The sequence below is a fragment of the Nocardiopsis sp. NPDC055824 genome (assembly GCF_053616335.1).
Genome location: NZ_JBSHDN010000011.1, coordinates 33,660 through 51,278, shown reverse-complemented (window position 1 = coordinate 51,278; position 17,619 = coordinate 33,660). Strand labels below are relative to the sequence as shown.

Genomic DNA, 17,619 nt, shown 5'->3' with positions numbered 1-17,619 from the left:
GGACACACATGCGCATCTCGATGCCGCTCCAGTACGCGGGTGACCCCAAGGCCTCCGTCGACCGGGTGGTCGAGCTGGAGAGGGCCGGGCTCGACACCGTGTGGGTCGCCGAGGCCTACGGGTTCGACAGCCCCACCCTGATGGGGTACATCGCCGCCCGCACCGAGACCGTGGCGATCGGTTCGGCCATCCTGCCGATGTACACCCGCACTCCCACCCTCATCGCGATGACCGCCGCCGGGCTCGACGACCTCTCCGGCGGACGGGCCGTCCTCGGCCTGGGGGCCAGCGGGCCGCAGGTCGTCGAGGGCTTCCACGGCGTCCCCTACACCAGGCCCCTCGCCCGCACCCGCGAGACCATCGAGATCTGCCGCAGGGTCTGGGCGCGCGAGGACCGCCTCACCCACGACGGCTCCGTCTTCCAGATCCCGCTGCCGCCGGAGAAGGGCACCGGGCTGGGCAAGCCCCTCAAGATCATCAACCACCCCCGGCGCCCGGACATCCCCGTCCACGTGGCCTCGCTGGGCGTGAAGAACGTGGCGATGACCGCCGAGATCGCCGACGGCTGGCTCCCCCACCTGTTCATCCCCGAGAAGGCCGACCTGGTGTGGGGCGAGGCCCTGGCCGAGGGGCGGGCGAAGCGGGACCCCTCCCTGGGCGGGCTGGAGATCACCGCCGGGGGCCTGCTCGCCATCGGCGAGGACGAGGACACCCGGAAGCTGCTCGACCTCGTGCGCCCCATGATCGCGCTGTACGTCGGCGGCATGGGCGCCAAGGGGAAGAACTTCTACAACACGGTCGCCCGCCGCTACGGCTACGAGGAGGCGGCCGAGCGGATCCAGGACCTGTACCTGGACGGCAGGAAGGACGAGGCCGCCGCGGCCGTGCCCGAGGAGTTCGTGGAGCTGACCAACCTGGTCGGCCCCGAGTCCTACGTGCGCGAGCGCGTGGAGGCCTTCCGCGCCGCGGGCGTCACCCAGCTCAACGTCACCCCCGTCGGCGGCGACCCGGCCGCCCTGGTCGGGAAGGTCAAGGACTGGCTCTCCTGAGCCGCCGCCCCGGGCCGGGGCCGCGGAGAGCGCCTCCCCGCGGCCCCGACGCGCGCACGGGGTTCACAGACCGGTGATACGCAGGCCCGCGTGGGTCTTGTACCGGCGGTTGACCGCGATCAGGTTGGCGGTGAGCGCCTCGACCTGGTGGGCGTTGCGCAGACGCCCGCCGAAGACCCCGCGCACGCCGGGGATCCGCCCGGCCAGGGCGCGCACCTCGTCGGTGGCGGCGCGGTCCTCGCCCAGCACCAGAACGTCGAGGTCCACCTGCTCGACCCCGGGGTCGAGCAGCACCACCGCCGACACGTGGTGGAAGGCGGCCGTGACCCGGCTCCCCTCCAGGATCCGGGCCGCCTGCTCGGCCGCGCTGCCCTCGGCGACCTCGAGCGCGTACGGGCCCCTCTCGTCGAACCCGAGCGGGTTGACGCAGTCGACCACGATCTTGCCCGCGAGGGGTTCGACCAGGCCCTCCAGCAACTCCCTGTGCCCGTCCCACGGCACGGCGACGATGACGATGTCGCCCGCCGCGGCTGCGGCGGCGTTGTCCAGTCCGCGGACGTCGATCCGCGCGGACTCCCCCTCCACCAGCTCGCGCGCGGCCTTCTGCGCCCGCTCCGCGCTGCGGGACCCGATGACGACGGTGTGGCCCGCCAGCGCGAACCGGCGTGCCAGGCCGCGCCCCTGGTCGCCGGTCCCGCCCAGGACCGCGATGGTCTGCCCGGCGGTGTCAGCGCTCTCGGGCGTGCTCTCTTCAGTCATGGCCCGATCCTGTCAGAGGCGCCGCCGCCGGGGCCCGCGGACCCTTCACGAACCGCCGTCCGCCTCGCGATCGTCCTGGGCGTCCCACTCCTCGTTGCGGTCGGCCGCGATCGACAGCGCCCGGGCCGCCGTGGCCTCGTCGGGGTACGGGCCCATCCTCTCCCGGTTCGGGCACCCCGCGCCGTGCTCGACCCTGTTGTGGGTCAGGCAGTACCACCAGCCGTCGTCCTGTACGTCGCTCACGCGCGTCCGCCTCCTGTCGGTCGGTCCTCGTCGCGGGTCTACCCGGAGTGGGGTGCTCCTCACACCACCGGCCGGCGCCTCGCCGACGCCGGGCGGGCGCGCCCACGAACTACAATCAGTCTCCATGACTACTCCGCTGGTGCCTGGGCGCATCTCGCCCCAACGTTCGGTTCCCCCCTCCATCGTCCGCCCGGAGTACGTCGGTCAGAAGTACCCGGTGGAGGGCGTTCTGGGCGACGTGCAGACGCCCGAGACGATCGAGCGGATGCGGGTGGCGGGCAGGATCGCGGCGCAGGCCCTGGAGGAGGTCGGCAGGCACGTCCGGCCGGGGGTGACCACGGACGAGCTGGACCGGGTCGGCCACGAGTTCCTGCTGGACCACGGGGCCTATCCCAGCACGCTCGGATACAAGGGCTACCCGAAGTCGCTGTGCTCGTCCCTCAACGAGGTGATCTGCCACGGCATCCCGGACGACACCGAGGTGTCCGACGGGGACATCGTCAACATCGACATCACCGCGTACAAGGACGGCGTGCACGGCGACACCAACGCCACCTTCCTCGCGGGGAACGTGTCGGAGGAGAACCGGCTCCTGGTCGAGCGGACCAGGGAGGCGACCATGCGCGCCGTCAAGGCGTGCCGGCCGGGCCGCCGGATCAACGTGATCGGCCGCGTCATCGAGTCGTACGCCAAGCGGTTCGGCTACGGCGTGGTCCGCGACTTCACCGGCCACGGCGTGGGACCCGAGTTCCACTCGGGCCTGGTGGTCCCGCACTACGACGACCCGCGCGCGGACACCGTGATGGTGCCGGGGATGACCTTCACGATCGAGCCGATGATCACGCTCGGCGGCGTGGAGTACGACATGTGGGACGACGGCTGGACCGCCGTCACCGCCGACCGCAGGTGGACCGCCCAGTTCGAGCACACCCTGGTGGTCACCGAGACCGGCACGGAGATCCTCACCCTGTCGTAGGCGCGCGGCGTCCACGGGCCCCGGAGCGCCGCTCCGGGGCCCGTTCGTCCTCCCGCGGCGTGCCCCGGTGCGCCGGCCCCGTCCGGCGCGCGGCCCGCGCCTCGGTGCCCCGTGCGTCGGACGCCGCGGGGCCCGGCCCCGTGTCGCAAGGGTGACCCCGCGCCTGTGGATCTCCCGCCGGGCCGGGGCGTAGTGTCGTCCGGGTGAAGATTCTCATCTCCGCCGACATGGAGGGCGCCACCGGCGTCACCTGGCCCGCCGACGTCGAACCCGGCACCGAGCAGTGGCAGCGCTGCAGGTCCATGTTCACCAGCGACGTGAACGCCGCGGTGGAGGGGCTGTTCGAGGGCGGCGCGACCGAGGTGCTCGTCAACGAGGCGCACTCCACCATGCGCAACCTCCTGCTGGAGGAGCTGAACGGCGAGGCCACCATGATCACCGGGCGCCACAAGGAGCTCTCGATGGTCGAGGGCGTGCAGTCGGGGGACTGCGACGGCGTGGTCTTCCTCGGGTACCACTGCGGCGCCGGCGACGAGGGCGTGCTCGCCCACACCTACCTGCCCAACGCGGTGACCGGTGTGTGGCTGGACGGCGAACCGGCCGGCGAGGGCCGCCTCAACGCCGCCGTCGTCGCCGAGTACGGCACCCCCGTCATCCTCGTGACGGGGGACGACCGCGCCTGCGAGGACGCCGCCTCCTACGCTCCGTTCGCACGCACGGTCGCGGTCAAGGACCACGTCAGCCGGTACGCCGCCCGCTGCCGTCCGCCCGTGCGGACCGCGCGGGACATCAGGGCGGGGGCCCGCGGCGCCATGCTGCTGGCCGGGCGGGTGGAGCCGGCCGCCCCCTCCCCCAGGGCCGTCGAGGTCGAGGTGGACTCCGCGCATCTCGCCCAGGCCGCCGCCATCGTGCCGGGCGTCACCCGCACCGGGGTCCGGCGTGTCCGGTACACCTCGCCCGACGCCTACGAGATGATCCGGTGCTTCAAGGCGGTGACCACGCTGATATCGAATGCGATGGAAGCCCACTACGGGTAGAACTGTGGCGGGGACCGCCGCCGGGTACGCGGTCGTCCCCTGTCCGCACCACCGCACCGAGAGCGAGGCCGCGCCCGTGGGCCACCCCGTCACACCCTCCCCAGACAGCACCGACGCTCTCGCCGCGGCCGGCGACGACGCCCTCCACCTGGCCCGCGAGCTCATCCGCCGCGACTCCACCAACCGCGGCGGCGGCGACGGCGACGAACGCGCCTCCGCCGAGTTCACCGCCGAGGCCCTGACGGACGCGGGGCTGGACCCGGTCCTCCTGGAAGCCGCCCCCCGGCGCTCCAACGTGGTCGCCCGCGTCCCGGGCACCGACCCCGGCGCACCCGCCCTGCTGGTCCACGGCCACCTGGACGTCGTGCCCGCCGAGGCCTCCGACTGGACCGTCCCGCCCTTCTCGGGGGAGGTCGCCGACTGCCCGGTCACGGGCGTGCCCGCCCTCTGGGGACGCGGCGCGGTGGACATGAAGAACACGATCGCCATGGTCACCGCCGTCGTACGCCACTGGGCCCGGCACGGGCTGCGGCCCCGCCGCGACATCGTGCTGGCGTTCGTCGCCGACGAGGAGGACAGCGCCGCCTACGGCGCCGACCACCTGGTGCGCGAGCACCCCGGCCTGTTCGAGGGCTGCTCCGAGGGGATCGGCGAGGGCGGCGGGGAGACCGTCCACGCCCGCGACGCGGACGGGCGCCCCGTCCGCCTCTACCCCGTGGGAGCGGCCGAGCGCGGCAGCGCCTGGCTGACCCTGCGGGCCAAGGGGACCGCGGGCCACGGCTCCCGCCCGCCCCGCGACAACGCGGTCGGCGCGCTGGCGGAGGCGATCGCCCGCATCGACCGGCACGAGTGGCCGCTGCACCTGACACCGGTCACCCGGGCGTCGATCGACGCGATCGCGTCGGCGCTGGGGGTGGACAGGACCCCCGGCGACACCGACACCGCCGAGGCCCTGGACGCGCTGGTCTCCCGGTTGGGCGTGGCCGGGGGGCTCATCGGCCCGACCACGCGCAACAGCGCGGCCCCCACCATGCTCTCGGCCGGGTACAAGGTCAACGTGGTGCCCGGGGAGGCCACCGCCGCCGTGGACGGGAGGGTCCTGCCGGGGGCCGAGGACCAGTTCGCGGTCACCATGAGCGAGCTCACCGGCGACCGCGTGTCCTGGGAGTACGCCCACGGTTCGCCCCCGGTGGACGCGCCCGTGGACTCGCCGGTGTTCGGGGCCCTGCGCTCCGCGCTGCTGGCCCACGACCCCGGCGCCCACGTGGTGCCGGTGTGCCTGGCCGGCGGCACGGACGCCAAGGTGTTCTCCCGGCTGGGCATCGACTGCTACGGCTTCTCCCCCCTGGCGCAGCCCGCCGGGCTCGACTACACCAAGCTGCTGCACGGGGTGGACGAGCGCGTCCCGGTGGACGGGCTGCGGTTCGGGGTGCGCGCGCTGGACACGTTCCTGCGCGCCTGAGCGAGCCGTCGCGACGCGGAGCGCGCGCGCCGGACATGCTGGGGGGACCCGGTCCGGCGGAGAGGGCCGGCCGGGCGCCCCGCCGGGGCGCCCGGCCCCGGACGACGGGACGGGCGGGTGCGTGCCGCGCCCGTGCGCGGTGCGGTGGGGACACGGACGACGGAGGGTGGGACGTGGGCGAAGTGACCGGGGTGGGCGAGGAGCTGGACGGGTTCGGCACCGTGGTGGAGGGGCGTCCGGATCCGGGCGGCCGGGTCTCGGGGGCGCCGTCCGGGGAGCGCCGGGGGGTGCGGGAGCTGGTCCGGCCGCCGCGCCTGCGCGAGGGCGGCCGGGTGCGCCTGGTCGCACCGTGCAGTCCCGTCCCCGCGGCGCAGCTGGACGCGGCCACGGAGGTGCTGCGCGGCTGGGGCCTGGAGGTGGGGCACGCCCCGCACGTGCGCGACCGGCACCCGCGGCTCCCCTACCTCGCCGGGGAGGACGCGACCCGGGCCGCCGACCTCCAGGAGGCCTGGTGCGACCCGGACGTGGACGCGGTGTTCTGCGTGCGCGGCGGCGACGGGGCGCACCGGACGCTGGACCTGCTGGACTTCGACGCCATGAGGCGTGCCGCGCCCAAGGCGCTGGTCGGGTTCAGCGACATCACGGCGCTGCACGAGGCGTTCGCCGTCGAGCTGGGCGTGGCGACGGTGCACGGGCCGGTGGTGGGCACCAAGTACTTCGTGGGCGACGCGGTGGCCCAGGACGAGCTGCGCACGACCCTGTTCCGCCCCGAGCACCGCACCGTGCTGACCTCGCCGGGCGCGTACGCGCTGGTGCCGGGGCGGGCCCGGGGCGTGACGTTCGGCGGGAACCTCAGCCTGCTCAACGACGGCCTGGCGACACCGCACAGCCGCCTGTCGGCCTCCGGGGGGATCCTGGTCCTGGAGGACGTCGGCGAGGACGTGGCCCGGCTCGACCGGATGCTCACCCACCTCCTGCGCACCGGGTGGATGGACGGGGTGGCCGGGGTCGCGCTGGGCACGTGGACCGACTGCCCGCCGGACCCGGGGGTGATCGCCGACCTGATGCGGGAGCGCCTGGAGCCCCTGGGGGTCCCGGTGCTGTGGGGTCTGGAGTTCGGCCACTGCGCGGCCCAGCTGACCGTCCCGCTCGGGGTACCCGCGGTGCTCGACACCGGGGCCGGCAGTCTGGAGCTGGACGTGCCCGGCCTGGCGTGACACGCGGGGCGGCCGGTGCGGCGCACCCCGCCACGGCGTCCTCCCGGCGGTGTGACGACGGTGTGCGGGTGCGCCGGCCGCGCACCGGCCACACCGTCGAATAACTATACCGGTATTGCTATAGAACCCTGGCGCGGGGGCGTTAGACTCGTCGCATGGTTCGTGAACCGCTGACCGCAGACCAGATCGAGCGCGGCCGCCTCCTCGGCGGGCTGCTCCGGCAGGCCCGCGCCGAGCGCACGATGGTGGACGTCGCACGCCAGGCCGGGATCTCGGTCGAGACGCTGCGCAAGATCGAGGGCGGGCGCATCCCCACCCCGGCGTTCTTCACCGTCGGCTCCATCGCCGCCGCCCTCGGCCTCTCCCTCGACGACCTCCTGCGCCGGGTGCACTCCGCCGTGCCCGTCGCGGGACCCGTGCCCGAACCCGCCTCCCTGGCCGTCTGACCCCGGCCGGTCCCCGTACCTTGGACACAGGCCCGTGACCCGCGCGCTGCCGTGCCGCCCCCGGACCGCGGCGGCGGCGGGCGCGCGGGCCGCGTCAACGAGGACCACCAGGGGGAGACCATGACAGAACAGGCGCTGAGACTGGACGAGGCCGAACTCCGCGGCCTTCTGGACGGCCGCTGGGCCCGCGTCCGCGAACACGTCCGCGACACCGTCCGCGGGGATCTGTTCGCCCCCGTCCACGGCCTGTCCGTGGAGGACCACCGGGCCCGCACGCTCGCCCAGCTCAAGGCCCTGGCCAAGACGGACCTTCCCGCGTACGGCTTTCCCGAGTCCGTGGGCGGCAGCGACGACGTCGGCGCCTCCGTCGTCGGCTTCGAGATGCTGGTCGCCGACCTGTCCCTGATGGTGAAGATGGGCGTGCAGTGGGGGCTCTTCGGCGGTGCGATCCGCGCCCTGGGCACCGACCGCCACCACGCCGAGTACCTGCCCGGCGTGATGTCGGTGGAGCTTCCGGGGTGCTTCGCCATGACCGAGACCGGCCACGGGTCGGACGTCCAGCACCTGCGCACCCGGGCGGTCTACGACCCGGCCGCCGAGGAGTTCGTCGTCCACACCCCGGACGAGTCGGCGCGCAAGGACTACATCGGCAACGCGGCCCGCGACGGCCGCATGGCGGTGGTGTTCGCCCAGTTGGAGGTCGACGGCGAGGAGCAGGGCGTGCACGCCCTGATGGTCCCGATCCGGGACGGCGAGGGACGGCCCGCGCCGGGGGTGCGCATCGAGGACTGCGGGCCCAAGGCCGGGCTCAACGGCGTGGACAACGGCCGCCTGTGGTTCGACCGGGTGAGGGTGCCGCGCACCAACCTGCTCAACCGGTACGGGGACGTGGCCCCCGACGGCACCTACTCCAGCCCCATCGAGAGCAAGAACCGGCGCTTCTTCACCATGCTCGGCACGCTCATCCGGGGCCGGATCAGCGTGGCCGGCGGCGCGGGCAGCGCGGCCAAGGCCGCGCTGGCCATCGCCCTGCGCTACTCCGACACCCGCCGCCAGTTCACCCGCCCGGGCGTGGACGGCGAGCCGGAGCAGGAGGTGCGCGTCCTCGACTACCTGGCGCAGCAGCGCAAACTGCTGCCGGCGCTGGCCCGCACCTACGCCCTGCACTTCGCGCAGGAGGAGCTGGTCACCCGGCTGCACGAGCTGTCGCGGTCGGCGGAGGGCGACGACCACGCCCAGCGCGAGCTGGAGTCGCGGGCGGCGGGGCTCAAGGCGGTGGCCACCTGGCACGCCACGGCGACCATCCAGACGTGCCGGGAGGCGTGCGGGGGCGCCGGGTACCTCTCCGAGAACCGCATCCCGCAGCTCAAGGCCGACTCCGACATCTTCACCACGTTCGAGGGGGACAACACCGTCCTGCTGCAGCAGCTCACCAAGGGCCTGCTGACCAACTTCCAGGACTCGTTCGGCGACCTGGACCAGCTGGGCCTGGCCCGGTTCATGGCGGGCAAGGTGTTCGAGACGGTCATCGAGCGCACCGCCGCGCTCCCGCTGATCGACCGCCTGATCGACGCCGCGCCGGGGCGCGGCGAGGAGGCCAGCCTCTACAACCGGGGCTGGCAGCTGGAGCTCCTGGAGGACCGGGAGAAGCACGTCGTCGAGGGCCTGGCCGGGCGCCTGCGCCGGGCGCGCAAGGACGGCAGCGACGCCTTCGAGGTGTTCAACCGGGCACAGGACCACGTGCTCGCCGCGGGCCGCGCGCACATGGACCGGGTGGTCCTGGAGGCGTTCGTGGCGGGGATCGACCGCTGCGGCGACAAGGCGACCGCCAAGCTCCTCAACCGGCTGTGCGACCTGTACGTGCTGTCGGTCGTGGAGGAGGACCGCGCCTGGTTCCTGGAGCACGAGCGCCTCTCCACCGCGCGGGCCAAGGCGGTCACCCAGGCGGTGAACGACCTGTGCCGGGGCCTGCGGCCGTACGCGGTCCGGCTCGCCGACGGGTTCGGGCTGCGCGACGAGTGGCTGGCCGCTCCGATCGCGCTGGGCTCCGAGCACGCCCGCCAGGGCGACCCGCAGCCCCGGCGCGGCTGATCCGCCGTCCCGCTGCCGCGCCTCCCCGTGCCGGGACCCGTCCGGGCACGGGGAGGCGCGGGGCGGGAGTCGGTGGGATCCGCGGGGCGACCGCGCGCGGAGGATATGCCGGTCAGAGTTGAATGGCGCAGAACGCGCTGGTGAGATGAGGGGTGTGGATGTCGGCCATCCGGTTGCTGGTCCTCGGGGCGGTCCGGCTCCACGGGCGGGCGCACGGCTACCAGGTGCGCAACGACCTGGAGTTCTGGGGCGCGCACGAGTGGTCCACCGCCAAGCCCGGGTCGATCTACCACGCCCTCAAGCAGATGGCGGGGCAGGGGCTGCTGATCGCCCACGAGACGGCCCCCTCCACCGCGGGCGGTCCGCCCCGGACCGAGTACGAGGTCACGGAGCGGGGCGACGAGGAGTACTTCGCCCTGCTGCGCGCGGCGGTGTCGTCCCACCGGGCGAGGCAGGACGTCCTGTCGGCCGGTCTCGGCTTCGTCGTGGACCTGCCCCGGCAGGAGGCCCTGGACCTCCTGCGGGAGCGGGTGCGGGGCCTGGAGGGGTGGCGCGGGAGCGTGACCCAGTACTACCCGCCGGAGGAGGGGCCCGAGCAGATGGGGCACATCGGCGAGGTCATGGGCCTGTGGGCGCACTCCGCGGAGTCGGACGCCGCGTGGACGCGCGGGCTGATCGGGCGGATCGAGAGGGGTGCGTACGTCTTCGCCGGCGAGAGGGGCGAGCCCTACGCGGGGGTCCTCGCCGACGACCCCGCCCACCTGGGCGGCGAGGAGCACCGCCCCGGGGCCCCGTAGGGCGGAGCCCGCCCGCCGGTCGTTGCGCACACCCCGCCCTCCGGCCCGCACACCGTGCGGACCGGAGGGCGGGAGCCGGGACCGGGGTCCTCAGCCGCCCAGTCCGCGGAAGCGGGCCGCGGCGAGCGGGAACGCGACCGCGAGCAGCACTGCGGGCCACAGCACCGCCAGGAGCAGGGCGTTCTCCGCGGGCCAGGACGTCCCGGCGGCGCCGGGGTTGCCGAACAGTTCGCGCACGGCGGTGGCGGTGGCCGACATGGGGTTCCACTCCGCGAGCGCGCCGAGCCACCCGGGCATCGACTCCGGCGAGGCGAAGGCGCTGGAGGTGAACGCCACCGGCCAGACCAGGATCTGCACGGCCATCACCAGCCCCGGCCTGCCGACGATCATCCCGAGCCAGATCCCGCACCACAGCATCGCGAAGCGCAGCAGGAGCAGCAGCCCCACCCCGCCCAGGGCGGCGGCGAGCGAGCCGTGCCAGCGCCAGCCGATCAGGAGTCCGGCGCCGACCATGACGGCCAGTCCGACCACGGACTCCAGCATGTCCGCGACGCTGCGGCCCACCAGGAGTGCGGTCGGCGCCATCGGCATGGACCGGAAGCGGTCGACCACCCCCTTCTGGAGGTCCTGGGTGATCGCGGTCATCGTGCCCTCCAGCCCGAAGGCCATGGTGAGCACGAACATGCCCGGGACGAGGAACTCGCCGTAGTCGCCTCCCCCCGCGACCGTCATGCTGCCGCCGAGGAAGAGCGCGAACATGACCAGCATCATCACCGGGAAGGCCAGTCCGATCGCGACCCCGACCGGCCGGCGCGCCCAGCGGGCGAGCTCGCGCCGGGTCATGGTCCAGGAGTCGGCCAGCCACCAGCCGAACGCGGAGGCGGGGCCCGGCGCCCGGGAGGGGGCCGGGGGCACGGCGGACGACGTCGCGGAGCTCATGCGGACACCTTCCCGTCGTGGCCGGACCGGTCGGCGTGCGGCGCTCCGCCCGCCCGGTCGACCCGGCCGGCGGGACCGCCGGTGAGGTGCATGAACACCTCGTCCAGGGTGGGGCGGCGGACGGTGAGGTCCTCCGCCTCGATCCCGCGGTCGTGGAGCGCCCGGACCACGTGGGTGAGGGCGGCCATCCGGTCGGCGACCGGCGCGCTGACCCTGCGCGCGTCCTCGTCCGCCTCGACGGTCCCGGCCACGGCGACCTCTGCCAGGACGGCGGCGGCCCCGGGCAGTCCGGCCCGGTCGCGCAGGACGACGTCGACGCGGTCGCCGCCCACCATGGCCTTGAGCGTGTCGGCGGTGCCCTCCGCGATCACCCGGCCCCCGTCGAGCACGGAGATGCGGTCGGCGAGCTGGTCGGCCTCCTCCAGGTACTGGGTGGTGAGCAGCACGGTCGTGCCGCCCCCGACCAGTGAACGGACCGCGTTCCACACCTCGGTGCGTCCCCGCGGGTCCAGGCCGGTGGTGGGCTCGTCCAGGAAGAGGACCTCCGGGTCGACGATGAGCGAGGCGGCCAGGTCCAGGCGGCGCCGCATCCCGCCGCTGTAGGAGCCGACGGCCTTGTGTCCGGTCTCCTCCAGCCCGAACCGCTCCAGGAGGGCGTCGGCCCGAGCCGCGGCGCGGGGCCGGCCCAGGCGGTGGAGGCGGCCGAACATCTCCAGGTTCTGGCGGCCGGACAGCTCCTCGTCGACCGCCGCGTGCTGTCCGAGGAGGCCGATGCGCTTCCGCACCTCCCGGGGCCGGGCGCCGACGTCGATCCCCGCCACCTCGGCGCGGCCCCGCTCCACCCGCAACAGGGTGGCCAGGGTGCGGACGAGCGTGGTCTTCCCGGACCCGTTGGGTCCGAGCACCCCGTGCACCGTGCCGCGCGGCACGGTCATGTCGAGCCCGTCGAGGGCCCTCTTGTCTCCGTAGGTCCTGCGCAGGCCCTCGGTTCGGACCGCTGGTACGTGTTCCGTCACGGACCCTCCTATTGATCAAATTTGACTAGTTAGTTGTGCGCGTGCCCGGACACGCGCGGTCTCGCGCCCTGCTCCTCGGACCCCGCTCCGGCCCGGCCGCGCACGACGAAGTCCGCACGCACCCGGGACACGGGAGCCTCCGGCCTCCGCGCGCCCCCGAACCCCGCGGGCGCCCCGCCCCGCTGCCGCGCGGCAGGTCCTAGACCCGGTCGGCGCCGCCGTCCTCGCCCAGCCAGGCCCGGAGGGCCTCGGCGTTGCCCAGCTCCGCCCCGACCCGCTCGCGCTCCTCCTCGGTGAGCTCGACCCCGGCGAGCATCGCCTGCCACTCCTGCGCCTTCGCCCCGTCGCCAGGGCGACGGAGAGTTCGACCAGGGTCGCGTACGCCAGCGCCCGGTCCGCGGCCGGAGCCCCGTCGCCGTGGCGGCGCAGCGCCGAGTTCGCCCTGCGGTAGGCGGCCTCGTCGTCGTTCTTGAACTCCCGGAAGATCCGCACCTGGTCGAGCGCCCTGGCCAGCCCCTCCAGGGAGGCGGACCCGCCGTACTCCGGTTCCGCCGGCTCGTCCCGCCGGATGAAGATGACCGAGTTGCCCGAGGGGTCCATCAAGGTGAAGCGGCTCGCCCCGGGCCGGTGGCGGGTGATGCGGGGCAGTCCCCTGGCGAGGACCTTCCCGTAGGCGGCGCGCATCGCCCGCGTGAGCTCGGCGTGGTAGGGCGCGACCTCGTCGACCATCACCAGGCAGCCGCCGCTGGTCTCCAGGGCCGGGTCCAACCCCTCCGGCGCCCTGCCGAAGTGCAGGTCGAACCCGCTCCACCGGAACGCCAGGTACAGGTACGGCCTCGTCTGCTCGTAGGTGACCTCGAAGCCGAGGGCCCGGTAGAACGCCAGGGTCTCCTCCGCCGAGACACAGGGCAGCACGGGCACCGTCGTCTCGTCGGGCCGCATCCGCCCCTCCGGCTCCCCGGGTGTCCCCACCGGGTCTCGCACGACCATGGAACCCCCTTCATTAATCAAGTTTGACTACTGATCGAGGCTAGCTCCCTCCCGCGCCACTGGTCAAACTTGACTACATGGCGACGGCGCCGGACCGCGCCGATGTGCGCGGCCCGGGGCCTTCCGCCCCCAGCGATCCCTGCCTAACATGAGACGAATTCACGTTAGGTAGGTCACACGTGCGCACTCCCCCCGCGCAGCCCTCCCCCGCGTCCCGTCGGCCGGTCCCGGCCGCACCGGCCGAACCCGTCCGGCCCGTCCGCCGCCTGTGGGTGGCCGGGATCAGCCTGGCCAACCTGGGCATGTGGATGGCCTTCTTCGGCCCGCTCCAGGTCCTGCTTCCCGAGCAGGTCGGGATGATCGCCCCCGACAGCAAGGAGACCACGCTGGCCTGGGTGACCGGGATCGGCGCCGCCTGCTCGACGCTCGGCACCCCTCTTGTCGGGGCGCTGTCGGACCGCACCACCGGCAGGTTCGGACGCCGCCGTCCCTGGATCCTGGCCGGGGCCGCCCTCGGCGCCCTGGGCCTGGTGGTCCTGGGGCGGCAGGACGGCGTGCTGGGCGTCCTGCTGGGCTGGTCGTTCGTCCAGGCCGCGCTGTCCTGCCTGAACGCGACCCTGCTCGCGGCCGTCCCGGACCGCGTACCGGTCCGCCAGCGCGGCGCGGTGTCCGGATGGATCGGCATCCCCCAGTCGGCGGGTGTGGTGGTGGCGGTGCTCCTGGTGACCGTGGTGGTCACCGGGCCCGCCCCCGGCTACGCCCTGATCGGCGCGCTGACCCTCGTGTGCGCGCTGCCGTTCGCGCTGCTGGCCCCCGATCCGCCGCTGCCCCGGGAGGCGCGTCCGCCCTGGCACGAGTTCTGGCGCGGCTTCCGGGTGTCCCCTCGCCGGTACCCCGACTTCGGCTGGGCGTGGCTGACCCGTTTCCTCATGCAGACGGGCAACGCCATGTTCACCCTCTACCTGCTGTACTTCCTGCGCGACGGCGTGGGCTACGAGGAGCTGTTCCCCGGCTCGTCGGCGGCGGACGGCCTGCTGGTGCTGATCCTCGTCTACACGGCGGCGGTCGTGTCCACGACCGTGCTCGCCGGGCTGGTCTCGGACCGGATCGGCCGTCGCCGGGGACCGGTGTGCCTGTCCGGCGTCGTATCGGCGGTCCCCGCGTTCCTGCTCGCCGCGTACCCGACCTGGCCGATGAGCCTGGCGTGCGCGGTGGTGCTGGGCGTGGGCTTCGGCATCTACCTGTCCGTGGACAACGCGCTGGTCACCGAGGTCCTGCCGACGGCAGGGGGCCGGGCCAAGGACCTGGGGATCGTCAACATCGCCAGTGCCGGTCCGCAGGTGCTCGCCCCCGCCGTCGCCGGGCCGATCGTCGTCCACCTGGGCGGATACCCGGTCCTGTACACCGTGTGCGGTCTGCTCACGCTGTTGGGCGCCGTGCTGGTCTGGCGGATCAGGGGGGTCGCCTGACCTCCCCCTCGATCCCCGTGAACCCCGTCGCAACCGCGTACGCACGAAAGGCAGGTCCGTCCATGTCGTCACCGTTCCTGTGGGGGGTGGCCTCCTCCGCCTTCCAGATCGAGGGTGCCCTGGCCGAGGACGGGCGCGCCGCGTCCGTCTGGGACACCTTCGCCCAGAGGCCCGGCGCGATCCGCGACGGCCACAGCCCCGCCGCGGCCTGCGACCACTACCGCCGCTGGGAGGAGGACGTGGACCTGCTGGACCGGCTGGGCGTGAACGCCTACCGGTTCTCGATCGCCTGGCCCCGGGTGGTGCCGCGGGGGCGCGGAGCCGTGAACCGGGCGGGGCTGGACTTCTACGACCGGCTCGTGGACGCCCTGCTGGCCAGGGGCATCACACCGGTGCCGACCCTGTTCCACTGGGACCTGCCGCAGGCGCTGGAGGACGGGGGCGGGTGGGGGACGCGCGACACCGCGTACGCCTTCGCCGAGTACGCGGCGGTCGCCGCCGACCGCCTCGGCGACCGCGTGGGGCGGTGGATCACCCTCAACGAACCCGTGGTGCACATGGCCTACGGGCACGCGTTCGGCGTGCACGCCCCCGGCCTGACCCTGGACGTGCCCGACGTCCTGGGCGTGGCCCACCACCTGCTGCTCGCGCACGGGCTCGCCGCCCGGGAGCTGCGCTCGCGCGGGCTGGAGGCCCTGCTCACCAACAACTACTCCCCCGTCGCGCCCGCCACCGGGTCCGCGGCCGACGCCGACGCCGCCGGCGCCTACGACGCCCTGCACAACCGGCTGTTCACCGACCCGGTGCTGACCGGCGCCCACCCGGACCTGTCGGCGTTCGGGGCGAAGGAGGTCCCCGGGGTGCGCGACGGGGACATGGAACTGGTCCTGGGCAGCGTGGACGGGATCGGCGTCAACTACTACAACCCGAGCGTGGTCGCCGCTCCCGGTCCGGGGTCGGGCCTGCCGTTCGACTTCGGCGAGGTCCCCGGGGCGCCGACGACGGCGTTCGGCTGGCCGGTGGTGCCCGAGGGGCTCGGGCGCACGCTCGACCTGCTGGTGGAGCGCTACGGCGACGCGCTGCCGCCCCTCTACGTCACCGAGAACGGGGCCTCCTACGCCGACGCCGTCGCCCCCGACGGGCGGGTGGCGGACCCCGAGCGGATCGCCTACCTGGAGGGGCACGTGGGTGCGGTCGAGGCGGCGCGCGGGCGCGGCGTCGACGTGCGCGGTTACTTCGCGTGGACGCTCACGGACAACTTCGAGTGGGCCGAGGGCTACCACCAGCGCTTCGGGCTCGTGCACGTGGACCACGCGACGCAGGTCCGCACGCCGAAGGACTCCTTCGCCTGGTACCGGGACCTCATCGCCTCGCGTACCGGCGCCTGAGCGCCCCCGGGCCTCCCGCCCCGGCCCCGCACCGGGGGCGGGGCGGGCGCCGTGTCAGTGCCGCCGCGCTCCCCGGGTCCGGCCCCTGGTGTCAGGGGTGTGGCGCAAGAGCCAGAGGAGCAGGAGGAGAACCGAGAGGGCGATCACCGCCGTCGAGGCCGAGAAGAGGGCCGCCTGTTTCCAGGTCTCGTCGAACAGGAAGAAGCGGACGGGCCACTGGAAGAGGGCCGTGAACAGGGCCACCGGCAGGGCCCGGAGGACACGGCCCCTCAGGGTGGACCAGGGGAAGGAGGGCTCGGCCGCGCCGCTCCGGGGGATGCGGCGGAAGGGGGCGGGCGGCGGGGTCAGTCCCTGACGGCGTCGAGCGTGCCGCTGTCCACGCGGTCCGGGGCCTCCTCGCCGCGCAGGCGCGCGGGCTCCCACCACCACCAGTGCGTCTCGGGCACCCAGTCGGGCACCTCCTCCTCGCTGACCGGGCTCGCGCTCCCCGCCACCCCGGCGAGGGCCTCGTCGATGCGCGGGATGGCGTCCAGGTCCACGGGTCGGAGGAACTCCTGCCAGGGCACGAACTCGTCGCCGAGCAGCTGGAGCATGGACCGGCGCCAGCAGGCCGGGCGGTACCCCTCGTGGCGGCCGTTCTCGGCCGCCGTCTGGCTGCGCACCACGTACAGGCTGAGCCGGTCGGGGTTGTTGCCGCTCACCAGCAGTCCGGCCAGGGTGGCGTTGAAGCGGCGTCCCGCCGGGGACTGCCGCTCGGACCGCGACGTCGCGCGGTACAGGTCGAAGAGCGCCGCGAAGGCGGTGTCCACCAGGGAATCGCGGTCCCTGCGCCGTGCGGCGCTCTCCGCGAACGCGTCCGCGGCCCGCCTGGCCAGGCCGGGGAGGTCTCTGCCCGGATCCGCGCTCACCAGTCACACCGCCTTGTCCTGTCGGGGGCCCGGCTGCCGGGGGCGGCCGGCCGGGGCTCTCTCGTCCTGTCGGGGCCGTGCCCGACGGGGTTCGATCATAATCTCCCTCCGTGCCGGGCCGGAAGCGGATTCAGTCCGGCGCGCCGCGCAGCTCCGCGTCGAGCACGCGCGCCCACCGGCGCACGATCCGGCGGCGGCGCGGGCCGTCGTCGGCGAGGAGGTTGGCGAGCCCGAGTCCGCGGGCCAGGTCGAGGGTGGCCTGGACCGTCTCACGGACCCCGGGCGCCGACTCGTCGGCGCCCAGCAGGTCCACGGCGGCCCGGTGGACCTCGCGGCCCATCTGCTCCTCCATGGGGAGGATGCGCTCGCGCAGGACGGGGTCGCTGGCGGCCGCGGCCCACAGCTGGAGTGCGGCCTGGAAGTCCATTCCGCTGAACGCGTCCACGACCATCTGCACGACGGCCTCGGTGCGCCCCGGTCCCTCGGGCACGGCGGCGGCGCCGCGCCTGAGCTCCTCCCCGCGGTTGTCGAGCATGTACCGCAGGGCCGCGAGGAACAGGTCCTCCCGGGTGGGGAAGTGGTGCTGGGCGGCCCCCCTGGACACTCCCGCGCGTTCGGCGACCGCGCCCACGGTGGCCCCGGCCGCGCCCCGCTCGGCCAGGCAGGCCACGGCGGCGTCGAGCAGCCGGGCCCGGGTGGCCCGGCTGCGTTCCTGCCTCGGCTCGCGGCCGGCTCCGGTGTCCACGGTCGCGTCCCCTCGCTGCGCTGGGCGGTTCCCGGGCCGGTGCGGCGGACGGGATCCCGCGTCCGGCCGCCGGACCGGGCGCGGGGA

General features: G+C 74.4%; 18 protein-coding genes. 10 read left to right on the top strand and 8 right to left on the bottom strand.

The genetic code is table 11. From position 1 onward, the window contains the following. Nucleotides 1-8: 8 nt before the first annotated feature. The gene (locus tag ACWGL3_RS05085) at nt 9-1,049 is read left to right on the top strand and encodes an LLM class F420-dependent oxidoreductase (protein WP_267948831.1); all 1,041 of its coding nucleotides are present in this window, start codon (nt 9-11) and stop codon (nt 1,047-1,049) included. 63 nt (nt 1,050-1,112) lie between these two features. On the opposite strand, the gene npdG is transcribed toward ACWGL3_RS05085, so the two are convergent. Continuing rightward, entirely contained in the window at nt 1,113-1,808 is a 696-nt protein-coding gene (gene npdG / locus ACWGL3_RS05080; protein ID WP_267948830.1) for an NADPH-dependent F420 reductase, read from the bottom strand. 45 nt (nt 1,809-1,853) lie between these two features. Beyond that, nucleotides 1,854-2,051 (bottom strand): hypothetical protein, encoded by a 198-nt coding sequence (locus ACWGL3_RS05075; RefSeq protein WP_452460916.1) that lies wholly within the window; start codon nt 2,049-2,051, stop codon nt 1,854-1,856. A gap of 124 nt (nt 2,052-2,175) precedes the next feature. Here ACWGL3_RS05075 and map point away from each other — a divergent pair, with 124 nt between their 5' ends. The 7 genes from map to ACWGL3_RS05040 all read left to right on the top strand — a co-directional run bounded on the left by map (nt 2,176) and on the right by ACWGL3_RS05040 (nt 10,077). Then, nucleotides 2,176-3,027, top strand: coding sequence for a type I methionyl aminopeptidase (gene map / locus ACWGL3_RS05070; protein ID WP_452460915.1), 852 nt, complete (start codon nt 2,176-2,178; stop codon nt 3,025-3,027). 203 nt (nt 3,028-3,230) lie between these two features. Next, nucleotides 3,231-4,064 carry a M55 family metallopeptidase gene (locus tag ACWGL3_RS05065; protein ID WP_267948827.1) on the top strand — a complete coding sequence of 278 codons (834 nt, stop codon included), beginning with the start codon at nt 3,231-3,233 and terminating at the stop codon, nt 4,062-4,064. Between the two features lie 76 nt (nt 4,065-4,140). Next, a complete protein-coding gene (locus ACWGL3_RS05060) occupies nt 4,141-5,526 on the top strand; it encodes a M20/M25/M40 family metallo-hydrolase (RefSeq protein ID WP_267950297.1) in 1,386 nt (461 codons plus the stop codon). A 287-nt stretch (nt 5,527-5,813) separates the two neighbouring features. Next, nucleotides 5,814-6,743, top strand: coding sequence for a S66 peptidase family protein (locus ACWGL3_RS05055; protein ID WP_267950296.1), 930 nt, complete (start codon nt 5,814-5,816; stop codon nt 6,741-6,743). Nucleotides 6,744-6,898: 155 nt separating this feature from the next. Next, entirely contained in the window at nt 6,899-7,189 is a 291-nt protein-coding gene (locus ACWGL3_RS05050; RefSeq protein ID WP_267948826.1) for a helix-turn-helix domain-containing protein, read from the top strand. Nucleotides 7,190-7,309: 120 nt separating this feature from the next. After that, entirely contained in the window at nt 7,310-9,280 is a 1,971-nt protein-coding gene (locus tag ACWGL3_RS05045; protein ID WP_267948825.1) for an acyl-CoA dehydrogenase family protein, read from the top strand. Between the two features lie 158 nt (nt 9,281-9,438). Next, complete coding sequence (locus ACWGL3_RS05040; RefSeq protein ID WP_267948824.1) at nt 9,439-10,077, top strand: PadR family transcriptional regulator; 639 nt, start codon at nt 9,439-9,441, stop codon at nt 10,075-10,077. Between the two features lie 90 nt (nt 10,078-10,167). On the opposite strand, the gene ACWGL3_RS05035 is transcribed toward ACWGL3_RS05040, so the two are convergent. Genes ACWGL3_RS05035 through ACWGL3_RS05025 form a run of 3 tightly spaced genes read right to left on the bottom strand, consistent with a single transcriptional unit; the run spans nt 10,168 to nt 13,022 of the window. Then, complete coding sequence (locus ACWGL3_RS05035; RefSeq protein ID WP_267948823.1) at nt 10,168-11,016, bottom strand: ABC transporter permease; 849 nt, start codon at nt 11,014-11,016, stop codon at nt 10,168-10,170. Beyond that, the gene (locus ACWGL3_RS05030; RefSeq protein ID WP_452460914.1) at nt 11,013-12,032 is read right to left on the bottom strand and encodes an ATP-binding cassette domain-containing protein; all 1,020 of its coding nucleotides are present in this window, start codon (nt 12,030-12,032) and stop codon (nt 11,013-11,015) included. Before ACWGL3_RS05030 ends, ACWGL3_RS05035 begins: the two co-directional genes overlap by 4 nt. Before the next feature lie 15 nt (nt 12,033-12,047). Continuing rightward, a complete protein-coding gene (locus tag ACWGL3_RS05025; protein WP_452460913.1) occupies nt 12,048-13,022 on the bottom strand; it encodes a glyoxalase in 975 nt (324 codons plus the stop codon). Between the two features lie 179 nt (nt 13,023-13,201). On the opposite strand from ACWGL3_RS05025, the gene ACWGL3_RS05020 reads away from it, so the two are divergent. Both ACWGL3_RS05020 and ACWGL3_RS05015 read left to right on the top strand, forming a co-directional pair. After that, the gene (locus tag ACWGL3_RS05020; protein WP_452460912.1) at nt 13,202-14,491 is read left to right on the top strand and encodes an MFS transporter; all 1,290 of its coding nucleotides are present in this window, start codon (nt 13,202-13,204) and stop codon (nt 14,489-14,491) included. Between the two features lie 62 nt (nt 14,492-14,553). Next, on the top strand, nt 14,554-15,879 hold the full coding sequence (locus tag ACWGL3_RS05015) for a GH1 family beta-glucosidase (protein WP_452460911.1): 1,326 nt from the start codon (nt 14,554-14,556) through the stop codon (nt 15,877-15,879). Between the two features lie 54 nt (nt 15,880-15,933). Here ACWGL3_RS05015 and ACWGL3_RS05010 read toward each other — a convergent pair whose 3' ends face one another. The 3 genes from ACWGL3_RS05010 to ACWGL3_RS05000 form a co-directional block, all read right to left on the bottom strand. Continuing rightward, a complete protein-coding gene (locus ACWGL3_RS05010) occupies nt 15,934-16,122 on the bottom strand; it encodes a hypothetical protein (protein WP_267948818.1) in 189 nt (62 codons plus the stop codon). A 101-nt stretch (nt 16,123-16,223) separates the two neighbouring features. Beyond that, nucleotides 16,224-16,787, bottom strand: coding sequence for a hypothetical protein (locus ACWGL3_RS05005; RefSeq protein WP_344179808.1), 564 nt, complete (start codon nt 16,785-16,787; stop codon nt 16,224-16,226). Nucleotides 16,788-16,917: 130 nt separating this feature from the next. Beyond that, nucleotides 16,918-17,532 carry a TetR/AcrR family transcriptional regulator gene (locus ACWGL3_RS05000; RefSeq protein ID WP_267948816.1) on the bottom strand — a complete coding sequence of 205 codons (615 nt, stop codon included), beginning with the start codon at nt 17,530-17,532 and terminating at the stop codon, nt 16,918-16,920. Nucleotides 17,533-17,619: the final 87 nt, after the last annotated feature.